Genomic DNA, 14502 nt, shown 5'->3' on the forward strand with positions numbered 1-14502 from the left:
GAGACGGCCCGTGAGATGACCCGGCTGCGGATGTTCGCCGCGCCGCTGCGGTACATCCAGGGGCCCGGCGCGCTCGACGCGCTGCCCGGCGTGCTGGCGCCCTACGGGGAGCACCCGCTGGTGGTCACCGACCCCTACGTCCGCGAGCTGCTCGGCGCGCGGGTGGCCGGCGTCCTCTCGGAGGCCGGCCTGGCCCCCGCCGTCCTGGAGCTGCCCGGTGAGATCACCGCGGCGGCGGCCGACGAGCTCGCCGCCTCGGCCGGTGCGGCCGGCGCCGGCATCGTCGTCGGCATCGGCGGCGGCAAGGCGCTCGACGCGGCGAAGGCGGTCTCACTGCGGCTCGGGCTGCCGGTGGTGACGGTGCCGTCGGTGGCCTCCAACGACAGCCCGACCAGCGCCGCAATCGCCATGTACGACGGGGCGCACCGGCTGGTCGCGGTTGACCGGCTGCCGGCCAACCCGCACGCCGTCGTGGTCGACACCGCACTGGTCGCCGCCGCCCCGGTGGCCTTCCTGCGCTCGGGCATCGGTGACGCGGTGGCCAAGAAGTTCGAGGCCGCTGCCTGCCGCGCCGGCACGGGCGTGACCGCGCTGGGCACCCGGCCCCTGGCGATTGGCTCGGTGCTCGCCGACGCCTGCTACGACGTGCTGCAGGCCTCCGCGGTCGCCGGGCTGGCGGCCTGCGAGCGCGGCGCTGTCGACGACGCGCTGGAGGCCGTCGTCGAGGCGGTGGTGCTGCTCAGCGGGCTGGGCTTCGAGAACGGCGGGCTGTCGCTGGCGCACTCGCTGACCCGCGGGCTGATGCGAGCGCGGGGAGCGCGCGAGGCCATGCACGGCGAGCAGGTGGCGTGGGCGACGCTGGTCCAGCGCGTGGCCGAGGGTGCGCCGGCCGCCGAGGTGGCCGAGCTCCGCGGCTTCCTGGTCGGCGTCGGGCTGCCGACCGGGCTGGCGCAGCTGGGCATGCCCGCGCCGACCGCCGAGGAGGTGCGCGACATCGCCCGGATCACGATGACCGCCCCGCACCTGGCGAACCTGACCGTGCCGGCCACCGAGGAGCTGGTGGCCGGGGCGATCCTCGCCGTCGAGGCGCTCGGGTAGCCGCCCGGGATCAGCGACGCAGAACGACCGCGTCGACGGCGGCGGCGCCGTGGCGCAGCAGCATGACCGGGTTGGCGTCGAACCCGGCGATCGGCGAGGCCGCGTCGGCGAGCACCTCGGAGGCCCGGACGACGGCCTTCACCCAGGCGTCGACGTCGGCGGCCGGCTGCCCGCGCAAGCCGGCCAGCACCGGCGCCATCCGCAGCTGCGCAATGGCCTCGTGCACCTCCTCCGGCGTGCACGGCGCGAGCAACACCCGGGTGTCGGACATCGCTTCGACGTACACTCCGCCGGCGCCGACCACCATCACCGGCCCGAACACCGGGTCGAGGCTGGCACCGATCAGCACCTCATGCAGGCCGGCCACCATGGGGGCGACGAGGAAGCCGTCGAGCGCGACGCCGTGCCGCTCCGCCGACGCGGCGATCTCCTCCGCGGCGGCGCGGGCCTCGGCGGGCGAGGAGCGGCGCAGCTGCACCAGGCCGAGCTCGGACTTGTGCCCGGTCTCGCTGGTGCTGCCCTTGACCACGACCGAGGGCACGCCCAGCCGGGTGAACGCGCCCGCCACCTGCGCCGGGTCCGGCACGAACTCGTGCGCCACCACCGGCACGCCCAGCTCGGCGAGCGCCGCGAGGCTGTCGGCCTCGTTGAGCTGGCGCGGGTGGAGCGGTTCGCGGGGGCCAACCGCCGGCCGGGGCAGGCCGTCGGCGCGCGCCATCCGCCGGCGGTGGGCCAGGTACTGCCCGAGCGCGGCGACGGCGCCGGACTCCTCCTCGAAGACCGGCAGCCCGGTCCGGACGAACGGCTCGGCCACGTTCGGCTGCGGCACCGCGAGCACCAACGGGGTGCCGGAGGCGGCGAAGGCCGCGGCGTCGCTCGCGAACTGCTCGACGTCGTAGCCGCGGCCGGCGACCGGGATCGCCAGCAGACAGGCGTCGACGTTCGGGTCGGCGCCCAGGATGGGCAGCACCCGGCCGAAGATGGTGCTGTCGGTGAGCAGCGCGGCGGTCACGTCGACCGGGTTACCGGTGGCGGCGAAGGCCGGGAGCTCCCGCTTCAGCCCCTCGACGGTGTCGGGGGCCAGCTCGGCGAGCGGCAGCCCCTCGTCCTCGGCGGCGTCGGCGGCCAGCACGCAGACCGCACCCGAGTTGCTCACCACGGCCAGCCGGTTCCCCCGCGGCCGCCAGTCGCGCAGGTACAGCTCGCTGGCGGCGACCAGCTCGCGCACGCTGTGCACCTGCCAGATGCCCACCCGCTCGAAGAACGCGTCGAGCACTCGCCGCTCGGTGGCCAGCGCCCCGGTGTGCGAGGCGGCGGCACGGCTGCCGCCGGCACTGCGGCCGCCGACGAGCGCGACGACCGGGGTGTCGTTGCGGCGGGACTTCTCCCCCAGCGCTATTAGCGACTCGGGGTCGGCGACGTTCTCCAGGTACAGCAGCAGCAGCTTCAGCTCGGGGTCGTCGATGGCGGCCGCGGCCAGCTCGGCGGCCGAGACGTCGGCGTCGTTGCCGGTGCCGTGCACGTACCGCACCCCGATGCCGCGGCGGCGGAGGATGCCGTAGGGCACCGAGGCCAGCGCACCGCTCTGGCTGACGATGCCGACCGGGCCGTCCTCGGGAGGCTCCTCGGTGAACAGCGTGGAGAAGCCGAGCACCGCACCGGAGGAGAAGGTGGCCAGCCCTTGGGAGTTGGGGCCGACGATGCGCATGCCGCTGCGGCGGGCGTGTCCCAGCAGCTCGGCCTGCAGCCGCTCCCCCTCGGCGGTGCCCGTCTCGGCGAAGCCGGAGGACATTACCACGCAGCCCGGCACGCCCATGTCGGCGGCGGTGGCCACCGCCTCGACGGCGGCGGCGCCGGGCACGGCGATGAGCGCGACGTCGGGGACCACCGGGGAGTCCTGCAGCGACGGGACCGCGGGCAGGCCCTGCACGGTGTCCCGCCGGGGGTTGACCGGGACGACCCGCCCGGCGAAACCGAACTCGCGCATGTAGCGCAGCGGCCGGCCGCCGATCTTCTCGGTGTCGTCGGAGGCACCGACGACCGCGACCGAGGAGGGGCGGTGGAAGAAGTCGAGGCTGGCGCGGGGGGTGCTCATGTTGATCCTTCTCGGGCGAAGCTCGGGACGAGCAGGGAGGTGTCCCCGGGTCGGGCGGGATCGCCGTCCCCGGAATCGGGCAGGAAGACGACCCGAGCGCGGTCCCCGGGGGCCAGCGCGTCGTCGCGCATGCGACCCATCACCAGCGGCCCCTCGTCGAGCTCGACGAGCACGAGGCCCAGCGGCGCAGTTTCCGCCGGCTGGGCCGAGGCGTGCAGGCGGGTCACCGCGACGCACAGGCCGCCGCCGCCGGCGGCCGAAGGGGTGGCCTCGCGGCTGCCGCAGTTCGGGCAGCGCTCGCGGGGCAGGTACCACCGCGCGCCGCACCGGTCGCAGCGCGTCACGACCAGCCGCGGCTCGCCCCGGGTCCAGTCCACCGGCGTCGCGGCGCTCATGGGCCACCGCCGCGGCGAAGCACGACGCCGACGTGCGCCGAGAGCACGCCGCCGTCGGCGTGCACGTAACCGGCGTGGCAGGAGGCCACCTGGCTGGCGCCGCGCTCGTGCCGCAGCTGCGCGGCGACCTCGGCGACGTGCGCCATGCCGCCGCCGACGCCGCAGTGGCCGTAGGAGAGCAGGCCGCCGTGGGTGTTCATCGGGTAGCGGCCGTCGATCTCGAAGGCGCCGGCGGAGGCGTAGGCGCCGGCGCGACCCTCGGGCACCAGCCCAAGCTCCTCCAGCAGCAGCGCCACGGTGATCGAAAAGCTGTCGTAGATGCCGTAGACGGTGATGTCGTCCCAGCCGAGGCCGGCCTCGGCTAGTGCGCCGCGGGCGGCCCGCGCGGCGCCGGTGTCGGCCGGGTCGAGCGCGGACAGGTGCTGGTGGCGGTGCGCCTGCCCGGTACCGGCGATGGTCAGCGAGCGGTCGGAGGTCGGCGCGGCGGAGACGACGAACGCCGCACCCCCGTCGGAGACCGGGCAGCAGTCGAGCAGCCGGAGCGGCTCGGCGACCGGGCGCGAGGCGAGGACGTCCTCGACGGTGATCGGCTTCTGGAACTGGGCGCCCTGCTTGCGCCCGGCGTGGCGGCGCATCTGCACCGGCAGCGCGGCTAGCCCGTCGGGGCTCAGCCCGTGGCTCCACAGGTATCGCGAGGCCAGCAGCGCGTAGTACGCGGGGACGGTCCCGCCGAGCGGCACCTCGTAATCGGCGTGCCCCACCTGGGCCAGCACGGCGGTGGAGGTCTGCCGCGACTGGCCGCTGGCCCGGTTTTCCCCGGCCACGACGAGCACGTGCCGGGCGGTCCCGGTCTGCACCAGCCGCGCGGCCTGCACCAGCATCGCCAGCCCGGTCGCACCGCCGACGCTCATGCCGAAGGCGGTGGCCGGGCGCACGCCGAAGCGCTCGGCGAACAGGTCGGCCGGCATCAGATGGCCGGCGACCGTGGAGTAGCCCGGCCAGGACGGCGTCGACCTGGTCGGCGTCCACCCTGGCGTCGGCCAGGGCCAGCTCGGCGGCGGCGCACTGCCAGTCGAGCGAGTCGCGGCCCGGCTGCCGGCCGAACGCGGTCACGCCCACACCGGTCAGCTGGGCGGTCACGGACCGGTGCCCGACTGCTCGGGGTCGCGCAGCGCCTGCTTCTGGATCTTGCCGGTGGAGGTCTTGGGCAGCTCGGTGAACCGGATCTGGCGGGGCACTTTGAAGCCCGCCAGGTGCTGGCGCACGTGGGCGACCAGGTCGTCGGCGGTGACGGTGGCGCCGGGCCGGACGGTGACGAAGGCGATGGGCACCTCGCCCCACTTGTCGTCGGGCCGGCCGACGACGGCCGACTCGAGCACGTCGGGGTGGGCGTCGATCACCCGCTCGACCTCGACCGAGGCCACGTTCTCCCCGCCGGTGATGATGATGTCCTTGGCGCGGTCCCGGATCTCGACGTACCCGTCGGGGTGGTGCACGGCCAGGTCGCCGGTGCGGAACCAGCGGTCGACGGTGACCGCGGCGGTGGCCTCGGCGTCGGAGTAGTAGCCGAGCATCACGTCGTTGCCGCGGGCCACGATCTCCCCGATCGTGGTGGCGTCGCGAGGCACATCCTTGCCGTCGCCGTCCACGACCCGCAGCGGATCGGCGATGACGTTGCCCACCCCCTGCCGGGCGCGCAGCGCCGCCTTGGTGTCGGCGTCGAGCTCGTCCCACTGCGACTGCCAGTCGTTGATCGCGATCGGTCCGAACGTCTCGGTCAGCCCGTAGAGGTGGGTGACGTCCATGCCGAGCCGGTCCAGCCGGCCGAGCAGCGTCGGGGACGGCGGGGCGCCGCCGGTCTGCACGGCGATCCGCCGCTCGAATTCCGGGCCGGCCGCGCCCTGCGCCCCGGCGATCATGGTGAGCACCGTGGGGGCGGCGCTGAAGTGGGTGACGCCCTCGGTGCGCAGCAGCTGCCAGATCCGCTCCGGGTCGATCCTGCGCAGGCAGACGTGCGTGCCGCCGATGCCGGTGACGCCCCAGGTCATGCACCAGCCGTTGCAGTGGAACATCGGCAAAGTCCACAGGTAGACCGATCCGGCGTCCATCCGGCTGTGCACCATCAGCGCGAGGCTCTGCAGGTAGGCGCCACGGTGATGGGTCATCACGCCCTTGGGGCGGCCGGTCGTGCCGCTGGTGTAGTTGATCCCCAGAAGGCCCCGCTCGTCGGTGCACGGCACCAGCGCCGGCCCGGCGTCGGCCAGCCGGGCCTCATAGTCCCCGTCGGGGCCGGCCAGCAGCACCGGGATGCCGCGCTCGGTCGCCACCGCCTGGCCGATCTCGGCGAACTCCTCGGTGAGCACCAGCAGCGTGGCGCCGGAGTGGTCGAGGATGTGCGCGATCTCGGCCTTCGACAGCCGGATGTTGAGCGGCACCAGCACCGCGCCGCGCAGCGCACGGCGTTGTGCATCTCGAGCATGACGTGGCTGTTGGTGGCCAGCACCGCCACCCGGTCGCCAGGCCCGATCCCGAGCTCGGCCAGCACACCGGTCATCGCCTCGCACCGCCGGCGGAAGTCGGCGTAGCTGAGCCGGAGGTCGCCGTCGACGACGGCGAGCCGCTCGCCGTAGACCTCCGCCGCGCGGGTGAGGAATTGCGTCGGCGTCAACTCGGTGAAGGTGAAGTCGGCCACCCGGGCCTCACAGCCCGCCGACGGAGAGGTACTTCGTGTCGAGGTACTCGTCGACGCCCAGCGGGCCGCCCTCGCGGCCGATGCCGGACTGCTTGACCCCGCCGAAGGGGGCCTGGACGGCGGAGATGCTGGCGTCGTTGACGCCGACCGTGCCGTACTCCAGCCGCTCGGCGACCCGGATCGCCCGGTTCAGGTCGCGGGTGAAGAAGTAGCCCGACAGCCCGTAGTCGGAGTCGTTGGCCCGGCGGATCACCTCATCCTCGTCGCGGAAGGGAAAGATCGGCGCGACCGGCCCGAACGTCTCCTCCCGGGCGAGCAGCATGGTGTCGTCGGCGTTGCGGATGACGGTGGGCTGGAAGAACAGCTCGCTGCCCGACGAGGTCTGCGCCCGGCTGCCGCCCAGGACCACCTCGGCGCCGTGCTCGAGGGCGTCGGCGACGTGCGCCTCGACCTTGACCACGGCCGCCTCCTCGACCAACGGCCCGACGTCGACGCCGGCCTCCAGGGGGTTGCCGACGACGAGCTTCTCGAACTCGGTCGCGAGGCGGTTCTCAAACTCGTCGGCGACGTCCTGGTGGATGAAGAACCGGTTGGCCGAGACGCAGGTCTGGCCCATGTTGCGCAGCTTGACCGCCATCGCCTCGCGGATGACCAGGTCCATGTCGGCGTCGGGGAAGACGATGAAGGGGGCGTGGCCGCCCAGCTCCAGCGAGACCCGCTTGACGGTGTCGGCGGCGCCGCGCATGAGGATCTTGCCGACCTCGGTGGAGCCGGTGAAGGAGATGCCCCGCACCCGCGAGTCGGCCATGAACACCTCGCTGACCTTGACCGGGTCGTAGGCGGTGGCCACCTGCAGCACGCCGGGGGGCAGCCCGGCGTCGGCGAACACGCGGGCGATCTCCAGCGCCGACAGCGGGGTCAGCTCGGCGGGCTTGACGATCATCGAGCAGCCGGCGGCCAGGGCGGCGCCGAGCTTGCGGAGGATCTGCAGCGCCGGGAAGTTCCACGGCGTGACGCAGGCGGTGACGCCGATCGGCTGGCGGATGGTGATGATCCGCTTGGCCGCGGTGGTGGCTGGGATGGTGCTGCCATGGATGCGGCGGGCCTCCTCGGCGAACCAGTCGATAAAGCCGATGCCGTACTGCCACTCGCCGCGAGCCTGCTCCAGCGGCTTCCCCTGCTCGAGGCTGAGCAGCCGGGCGAGCTCGTCGATTCGCTCGGTGAAGATCGCCGTCGCGCGGCGCATGATCACGGCGCGGTCGAGGGCCGGGGTGGCGCCCCAGGAGTCCTGCACCGCGGCGGCCGCGTCGACCATCGCGCGGACGTCGTCGGCGGTGGCGTCGGACACCTTGGCCACGACCTCGCCGGTGGCGGGGTTGACCACGTCGAAGGCGGCGCCGTCGGAGGCGTCCCTCCATTGCCCGTTCAGGAACAGCTGGGTGGGGATCTCCACGGGAGTCCTCCTTGGTAGGGGTGCGGTCAGGGGACGATCGCGACGCGGGCGACCGAGCGGCTCTCGCCGGCCTTGAGCGCGTCGGTGATGTTGGCGAGCGGGTAGGACCGGTCGGAGAGCGCGTCGAACGGGTGCTGGTGCTGGCGGCGGGCGAGGAACGCGACGGCCTTGTGCAGGTACCAGGGGTGGTAGCGGAGCACCCCGTGGATCTGCACGCTCTTGCGGGTGACGATCCCGGGGATCATGATCACCTCCGCGGCGGCGTTGAGGTTGCCCACCGAGGCGATCCGCCCGCCCACCCGGGCCAGCTCGACCGCCTCGACGAAGGCCGCCGGCACGCCGGTGACCTCCAGGACCATGTCGGCCCCGATGCCGCCGGTGAGATCCTGCACCGCGGCGACGCGGTCCTTGGGCTCGGGGTGGTCGCTGAGGTCGACGGTGTCGGTGGCGCCGAAGCGGCGGGCCAGCTCCAGCCGCTCGGCCACCCCGTCGATCACGACGACGCGGGCGCCGCGCTCGGCGGCGATGGCCGCGGCGTAGAGGCCGAGCCCGCCCGCGCCCTGGACGGCGAGGGTCTCGCCGGCCTCGATGCCGACCTGGTCGAGGACGAAGAGCATCTGCGCCAGGCCGCAGTTGGCGCCGGCCACCGTGGCGTCGTCAACCTCGTCTGGGACCTTGTAGAAGTATTGGCCGGGGTGCAAGTAGTAGTGGGTAGCGAAGCCGGAGCGGAAGTGCGGGGCGACGTCGGGCGGGATGATCCACTCGGCGAGCCCGTTCAGGCACAGGTTGAACTCCGCGCGCAGGCAGGGCGGGCATCGGTGGCAAGTCAGGTAGTAGACCGGCACCACCCGGTCGCCGACGGCGACGGGCTCGCCGGCGAAGTCGGTGGTGACCCCGTCGCCGAGGGCGACGATCTCGCCGACGAACTCGTGGCCGAGGCCGCTGTTGCGCAGCGCCACGCTCTCGTAGTGCCACTGGTGGACGTCGGTGCCGCAAACGTTGGCGCGGCGCACGGCGAGCAGCGCGGCGCCGGGGGCGGGCTCGGGCAGCGGGAAGGTCTTCACCTCGACCGTCGATGGACCTACGAGCGCCGCGATCTGGCCTGTCGGCATGTGCCTCTCCCCTGCCGCTGGACGTGTGCGGTCCATGTAACGGAAGGAATCCCGGGTCGGCGTGTACGAGATTGCGACAGTGCGCGTGGCCCTGTCGCAAAGTGGGACGACGACCCGGCGCCGGTTCCGGCCACTGTGTGCTGACACTCATGGCCGGCTGGAAGGACGACGCGATGTCCCTGGGTTTCGCCCGCAAGATGTGGGCGCTCGACTGCCCCACCCTGACGGTGGAGGCCAACACGCTGATGTACGGCCTCAGCGGGATGATGACGATCCCGATGCCGTCGTTCCTGATCGAGCACCCGAAGGGGCTCGTGCTGTTCGACACCGGCATCGCGCCCGAGGCGATCGTCGACCCGGTCGGGGTGTACGGCCAGGAGCTGGCCGACGGCCTCGGGATCAGCGGCACGCCCGACCAGGCGGTGGACAAGCAGATCGAGGCCCTGGGTTACAAGCTGACCGACGTCACCCACGTCGTCGCCTCGCACTTCCACTTCGACCACGCCGGGGGCACGCACCTGTTCCCCCACGCGAAGCACTACATCGGCCAGGGCGAGCTGATGTTCGCCCGCTACCCCTCGCCGATCTCCGCGTTCTGCTACATGCCCGACCAGATCGAGCGGACCCGCAACTTCGACTGGCGGGAGCTGCCCGGCATCGACATGGACCTGTTCGGCGACGGCAGCATCGTGCTGCTGTCGATGCCGGGGCACACGCCGGGCGAGCTGAGCGTGAAGGTGCGGCTCGCCTCGCGGACGTTTCTGCTCACCGGCGACGCCGTGCACCTGCGGGCCGCGCTGGAGCAGGAGTACCACTTCCCGATCGACTGGGACACCCGCGTGGCGCTGCAGACGCTCCAGCGGATCAAGCGGATCCAGGAGGCGGAGGACGCCACCGTGTGGATCACCCACGATCCCGACGACTGGGCCGACCTCAAGCACGCGCCCTACTGCCACGAGTGATGGCAATTCTCGTCGACTACCGGTGTCGCTCGTGCGACAGCCGTGAAGAGCGGTGGGCGCCGAGCCCACCGCCGGCCAGCACGACATGCGGCAGCTGTGGTGCGGAGAGCCGCCGGGAGTGGGCGGCGATCGGCTTGTCCGGCAGGGCCACAGCGCGGGAAGACTCCACGTCGCCGTCCACAGCCAGTCGCCAACGCAGCATGTGCGCCCAATACCCGCAGGTTCCGGGACTGTGTCACATGTCAGAAAGCGCCGGCCGGATGTGGGTGGCGAAGTATCTCAAGGACGACCGCGCGATTGACCGTGAGTCGGAGCGACAGGAGAGACAGGCCGCCATAAAGGCGCCCGAAATGTCGGATGCAATCACGCACCACCATCACGTAGGCCCGTCCCTGGCAACATATCCGTCCACGAGCGCGGCAGTCGAGAAGTGAACGGCCGTTGAAGCGGAGCGAGGCGGGGATCGAGCCGCTCTCGACGGGGCGCCTTCATGGACGAGGTCATCCAGCCGCGTCAACCCCGAGGCTACGCTGTACTCGACGTGCATAGAGGAGCGCCATCGTGCTGATCGGAGTGCCTGGCGAGAGCCGTGCGCGGGAGACGCGGGTCGCGGCCACGCCGGCCGCGGTGACCCGGCTCGTCGCCCTGGGCTACGAGGTGCTGGTCGAGTCGGGTGCGGGCGCGGGGAGCAGCTTTCCCGACGAGGCCTACGTCGAGGCGGGTGCGCGCATCGGCACCCGCGGCCAGGCGTGGGCTGCCGAGGTGGTGCTGCACGTGAACGCGCCCTCGGAGGCGGAGATCGGGCTGCTGCGCGACGGCGCGACGCTGGTCAGCCTGATCGGCCCGGCGCTGAACCCGGAGCTGGTGGCCGCGCTGGCGGCGCGGCCGATCACGGTGCTGGCGATGGACGCGGTGCCGCGGATCAGCCGGGCGCAGTCGCTGGACGTGCTCTCGTCGATGGCGAACATCGCCGGCTATCGGGCGGTGGTGGAGGCCGCGCACGCGTTCGGCCGGTTCTTCACCGGGCAGGTGACCGCGGCGGGCAAGGTGCCGCCGGCAAAGGTGCTGGTGGCCGGGGCCGGGGTGGCCGGGCTGGCGGCGATCGGCGCGGCGTCCAGCCTGGGGGCGATCGTGCGGGCGACCGACGTGCGGCCCGAGGTGGCCGACCAGATCCGCTCGCTGGGCGGGGAGTACGTCGGGGTGCCCGACGCCGAGCAGCAGGTCAGCGGCACCGGCTACGCGAGCGAGATGTCGGAGGACTACCACCGGCGCGCGGCGGCGATGTACGCCGAGCAGGCCGCCGACGTCGACATCGTGATCACCACCGCGCTGATCCCGGGCAAGCCGGCGCCGCGGCTGCTCACCGAGCAGATGGTGGCCAGCATGAAGTCGGGATCGGTGATCGTCGACATGGCCGCCGCGCAGGGCGGCAACGTCGCCGGCTCGGTGCCCGACGAGGTGGTGGTCACCGACAACGGCGTGACGATCATCGGCTACACCGACCTGCCCGCGCGGCTGCCCGGGCAGGCCTCGCAGCTCTACGGCACCAACCTGGTCAACCTGCTCACCCTGCTCACCCCGGGCAAGGACGGGCAGCTGGTGCTCGACCTCGACGACGTGGTGCAGCGGTCGATGACCGTCGTCCGCGCCGGCGAGGTGTTGTGGCCGCCGCCGCCGGTGCAGGTCTCGGCCACCCCGGCGCCCGCACCGGCGGCGGCCCCGGCCGAGCCGGCGCCGAGCACGCCGCGGCGGGCGCCGTCGCCGCCCGCTCCTTCGGCCTGGTCGCCGTGGCCGCGGCCGCGCTGTTCGGGCTCACCGGGTTCTCCCCCAGCCCGCTGATCCAGCACCTGACGGTGTTCGCGCTGGCCGTGGTGGTCGGGTTCTACGTGATCGGCAACGTGCACCACGCGCTGCACACCCCGCTGATGAGCGTGACCAACGCGATCTCCGGGATCATCGTCGTCGGGGCGCTGCTGCAGATCGGCCACGGCGACGCGGTCGTGAACGTGCTGGCGTTCGTCGCGATCCTGGTCGCCAGCATCAACGTCTTCGGCGGCTTCGCCGTGACCCGCCGCATGCTCGGCATGTTCACCAGGAGCTGACCCATGACCGCCGTCACGGCCGCCTCGGCGGCCTACATCGTCGCCGCCCTGCTGTTCATCCTCAGCCTCGCCGGGCTGTCCAAGCACGAGTCGGCCAAGGCCGGCGTCGTCTACGGCATCGCCGGCATGGCGATCGCCCTGGTCGCCACCGTCGGGCTGGCCGCCCGCAGCATCACCGCGGCCGGGCTGACCGCGATGCTGATCGCGATGGCCGTCGGCGCGGTGCTCGGCCTGTGGCGCGCCGCGAAGGTGCAGATGACCGGCATCCCCGAGCTGATCGCGCTGCTGCACAGCTTCGTCGGCATCGCCGCCGTCCTGGTGGGCTGGAACGGCTACCTGCAGGTGGAGGCCCAAGGGGCGGCCGGGGCCGCGGCGCACGGGCTGACCGGGTCGCTGCTGGGCATCCACTCCGCCGAGGTGGTCATCGGCGTGTTCATCGGCGCGGTCACCTTCACCGGCTCGATCGTCGCATTCCTCAAGCTCTCCGCCCGGATCAAGTCCAACCCGCTGATGCTGCCCGGGCGCAACGCGCTCAACCTCGGCGCCCTGGTCGCCTTCGCCGGGCTGACCGTCTGGTTCGTCGCCGCCCCCAACGTGGCGGTGCTGGCGGTCGTCACCGCGCTGGCACTCGCCCTGGGCTGGCACCTGGTCGCCTCGATCGGCGGCGGCGACATGCCCGTCGTCGTCTCGATGCTCAACAGCTACTCCGGCTGGGCCGCCGCCGCCTCCGGCTTCCTGCTCGGCAACGACCTGCTGATCATCACCGGCGCCCTGGTCGGCTCGTCGGGTGCCTACCTCTCCTACATCATGTGCAAGGCGATGAACCGCTCGTTCCTCTCCGTCATCGCCGGCGGCTTCGGCAACGAGGGCATGGTCCCCACCGAGACCAACTACGGCGAGCACCACGAGATCACCGCCGCCGAGACCGCCGACCTGCTGCGTGACGCATCCTCGGTGGTCATCACCCCGGGCTACGGCATGGCCGTCGCCCAGGCCCAGAACGCCGTCGCCGAACTGACCCGCACGCTGCGCGACAAGGGCATCGACGTCCGCTTCGGCATCCACCCCGTCGCCGGCCGGCTGCCCGGACACATGAACGTGCTGCTCGCCGAGGCCAAGGTGCCCTACGACATCGTCCTGGAGATGGACGAGATCAACGACGACCTCGCCGCCACCGACGTCGTCCTGGTCATCGGCGCCAACGACACCGTCAACCCCGCCGCCACCGAGGACCCCAGCAGCCCGATCGCCGGCATGCCCGTGCTGCGCGTCTGGGAAGCCAACCGCGTCGTCGTCTTCAAGCGCTCCATGGCCTCCGGCTACGCCGGTGTGCAGAACCCACTCTTCTTCCGCGACAACACCGCCATGCTCTTCGGCGACGCCCGCGAACGCGTCGACGACATCCTGGGAGCCCTATAATTGAACAGCCCCGGGATTAGTAGGGCCACGGAACCGGCTTCAAGTACCCTGCTGCAGGCTCCCCGCTCGACGTGTAAGCGATAGCTACGCCAAAACGAGACGCCCGACTCCGGGAATGGTCTGCAGCAGCTCCAGCTGGCGCGCCCACGGCCGGCACGCCGCAGCGATCACCGCGTCGAGCTCGGTCAGCGCGGCCTCGATCAGCTCCAGGCGATGCAGCATGGTCCGGGCCAGCTGCGCGTGCTGCTCGTCGAAGTGCCCGGTCAGCGCCTCGGCCAGCTGCGGAATCTTGATCCGCATCTTGCCCTTGGCCAGCTCGGCCAGGACCCGGGAATCCTGCTCGCCGGCGATCAACGCGCCCAGCATCGCCCGCGCCGAGGTCGTGGTCAGGCTGGAGGCGACTGAGGAGAGTTTGATCGAGGCGTCCTCCAGCATCAGCTCCAATCGGATCGTGTCCCGGGTGCGATCGCCCATCAGCTGCACGCGGTAGCGAGTGAGCATCCGCAACCGGCGGATCTCTGGAGGAGGCACGAACGACGGGCTGAGCAATCCGTGCTCGAGTAGCTGCGCGATCCACTCCGCGTCCCTGACATCGGTCTTGCGACCGGGGACGGCCTTGATGTGCGCGGCGTTGAGCAGCCACGTCGTCATGACTTCTTCGAGGCAGTAGAACGGCGCCTTCCAGTAGGTCGAGGTCGACTCCATCGCCGCGATCGTCACCCCGCGCTCGAGCAGCCAGTTGCGCATCGCCTGCAGCGAGCGGGTCATCGTCGGATATGTGCGCACCTCGCTGACCCGCCGGCCGTTCGGCCCGGGCGTGCGCACGCAGACGCTCAAGCTCGCCTTGCCGATATCCAGCCCGGCGACCCGGTCAAATAGCAGCTCCACCTGGGACCCCTCCCCTGGTCGACACCGATAGGCGTCGCCCGGAGGGCCCTCTGCCAGGAGACAGACCCACGCGCTCTACGGCAGCAATCACAGGCACCCGAGGACCCCGCGCCATACACCTCTACGGGCGCTCCCGCGCCAATGTGACCCGACGTCGCCGGACGACCAGGCGATTCTCATCCCTACAGGCAGCGATCAAGATCGCGACCTTTACAGACCCGTGAATGAGGTGGTTGCAGGCGCGCGTCAGCGCGGGGCGGGCGCAGCCCGTCCGCAGTAATTCTTC

13 protein-coding genes and 1 pseudogene are annotated in these 14502 nt (G+C 72.2%); 5 read left to right on the forward strand and 9 right to left on the reverse strand.

The genetic code is table 11. From position 1 onward, the window contains the following. The first annotated feature begins 15 nt into the window (after window positions 1-15). On the forward strand, window positions 16-1098 hold the full coding sequence (locus tag MVA48_RS04350) for a glycerol dehydrogenase (protein WP_246986221.1): 1083 nt from the start codon (window positions 16-18) through the stop codon (window positions 1096-1098). Between the two features lie 10 nt (window positions 1099-1108). Here the strand turns inward: MVA48_RS04350 and MVA48_RS04355 are convergent, their stop codons facing one another. The 7 genes and pseudogenes from MVA48_RS04355 to MVA48_RS04385 form a co-directional block, all read right to left on the reverse strand. Continuing rightward, window positions 1109-3193, reverse strand: coding sequence for an acetate--CoA ligase family protein (locus MVA48_RS04355; protein WP_246986223.1), 2085 nt, complete (start codon window positions 3191-3193; stop codon window positions 1109-1111). Then, window positions 3190-3588 carry a Zn-ribbon domain-containing OB-fold protein gene (locus MVA48_RS04360; RefSeq protein ID WP_246986225.1) on the reverse strand — a complete coding sequence of 133 codons (399 nt, stop codon included), beginning with the start codon at window positions 3586-3588 and terminating at the stop codon, window positions 3190-3192. Before MVA48_RS04360 ends, MVA48_RS04355 begins: the two co-directional genes overlap by 4 nt. Continuing rightward, window positions 3585-4556 carry a thiolase family protein gene (locus MVA48_RS04365; protein ID WP_246986227.1) on the reverse strand — a complete coding sequence of 324 codons (972 nt, stop codon included), beginning with the start codon at window positions 4554-4556 and terminating at the stop codon, window positions 3585-3587. The genes MVA48_RS04360 and MVA48_RS04365 overlap by 4 nt, the downstream gene beginning before the upstream one ends. Window positions 4557-4724: 168 nt before the next feature. Beyond that, window positions 4725-6029: an AMP-binding protein gene (locus MVA48_RS23340; RefSeq protein ID WP_256461120.1), complete on the reverse strand. Its 1305-nt coding sequence runs from the start codon at window positions 6027-6029 to the stop codon at window positions 4725-4727. Window positions 6030-6103: 74 nt separating this feature from the next. Beyond that, window positions 6104-6280 (reverse strand): annotated as a pseudogene (locus tag MVA48_RS23345) (acyl-CoA synthetase); the annotation flags it as partial. Between the two features lie 7 nt (window positions 6281-6287). Beyond that, window positions 6288-7733 (reverse strand): NAD-dependent succinate-semialdehyde dehydrogenase, encoded by a 1446-nt coding sequence (locus MVA48_RS04380; protein WP_246986229.1) that lies wholly within the window; start codon window positions 7731-7733, stop codon window positions 6288-6290. A gap of 26 nt (window positions 7734-7759) precedes the next feature. Beyond that, entirely contained in the window at window positions 7760-8845 is a 1086-nt protein-coding gene (locus tag MVA48_RS04385; protein WP_246986231.1) for a zinc-binding dehydrogenase, read from the reverse strand. Between the two features lie 149 nt (window positions 8846-8994). Here MVA48_RS04385 and MVA48_RS04390 point away from each other — a divergent pair, with 149 nt between their 5' ends. Beyond that, window positions 8995-9807: an N-acyl homoserine lactonase family protein gene (locus MVA48_RS04390; protein ID WP_246986233.1), complete on the forward strand. Its 813-nt coding sequence runs from the start codon at window positions 8995-8997 to the stop codon at window positions 9805-9807. Between the two features lie 16 nt (window positions 9808-9823). Here the strand turns inward: MVA48_RS04390 and MVA48_RS04395 are convergent, their stop codons facing one another. Then, a complete protein-coding gene (locus MVA48_RS04395) occupies window positions 9824-9976 on the reverse strand; it encodes a hypothetical protein (protein ID WP_246986235.1) in 153 nt (50 codons plus the stop codon). A 392-nt stretch (window positions 9977-10368) separates the two neighbouring features. Between MVA48_RS04395 and MVA48_RS04400 the strand changes: the two genes are divergently transcribed. Genes MVA48_RS04400 through pntB form a run of 3 tightly spaced genes read left to right on the forward strand, consistent with a single transcriptional unit; the run spans window position 10369 to window position 13328 of the window. Continuing rightward, window positions 10369-11646 (forward strand): Re/Si-specific NAD(P)(+) transhydrogenase subunit alpha, encoded by a 1278-nt coding sequence (locus MVA48_RS04400; protein ID WP_256461121.1) that lies wholly within the window; start codon window positions 10369-10371, stop codon window positions 11644-11646. Continuing rightward, entirely contained in the window at window positions 11595-11909 is a 315-nt protein-coding gene (locus MVA48_RS23350) for a proton-translocating transhydrogenase family protein (RefSeq protein ID WP_256461122.1), read from the forward strand. The genes MVA48_RS04400 and MVA48_RS23350 overlap by 52 nt, the downstream gene beginning before the upstream one ends. A 3-nt stretch (window positions 11910-11912) precedes the next feature. Beyond that, window positions 11913-13328, forward strand: a complete 1416-nt coding sequence (gene pntB / locus MVA48_RS04405; RefSeq protein ID WP_246986237.1) for a Re/Si-specific NAD(P)(+) transhydrogenase subunit beta — start codon at window positions 11913-11915, stop codon at window positions 13326-13328. 84 nt (window positions 13329-13412) lie between these two features. Here the strand turns inward: pntB and MVA48_RS04410 are convergent, their stop codons facing one another. Further along, window positions 13413-14216, reverse strand: a complete 804-nt coding sequence (locus MVA48_RS04410; RefSeq protein WP_256461123.1) for an IS110 family transposase — start codon at window positions 14214-14216, stop codon at window positions 13413-13415. Between the last annotated feature and the right edge of the window lie 286 nt (window positions 14217-14502).

Source organism: Blastococcus sp. PRF04-17 (assembly GCF_023016265.1).
Taxonomy (GTDB): Bacteria; Actinomycetota; Actinomycetes; order Mycobacteriales; family Geodermatophilaceae; genus Blastococcus_B.

Excerpts from the sequence above, each read along its gene's own strand:
- MVA48_RS04355 (WP_246986223.1), bottom strand. The coding sequence starts at position 3,193 with ATGAGCACCCCCCGCGCCAGCCTCGACTTCTTCCACCGCCCCTCCTCG.
- MVA48_RS04385 (WP_246986231.1), bottom strand. The coding sequence starts at position 8,845 with ATGCCGACAGGCCAGATCGCGGCGCTCGTAGGTCCATCGACGGTCGAG.
- MVA48_RS04360 (WP_246986225.1), bottom strand. The coding sequence starts at position 3,588 with ATGAGCGCCGCGACGCCGGTGGACTGGACCCGGGGCGAGCCGCGGCTG.
- MVA48_RS04350 (WP_246986221.1), top strand. The coding sequence starts at position 16 with ATGACCCGGCTGCGGATGTTCGCCGCGCCGCTGCGGTACATCCAGGGG.
- pntB (WP_246986237.1), top strand. The coding sequence starts at position 11,913 with ATGACCGCCGTCACGGCCGCCTCGGCGGCCTACATCGTCGCCGCCCTG.
- MVA48_RS04390 (WP_246986233.1), top strand. The coding sequence starts at position 8,995 with ATGGCCGGCTGGAAGGACGACGCGATGTCCCTGGGTTTCGCCCGCAAG.
- MVA48_RS04365 (WP_246986227.1), bottom strand. The coding sequence starts at position 4,556 with ATGCCGGCCGACCTGTTCGCCGAGCGCTTCGGCGTGCGCCCGGCCACC.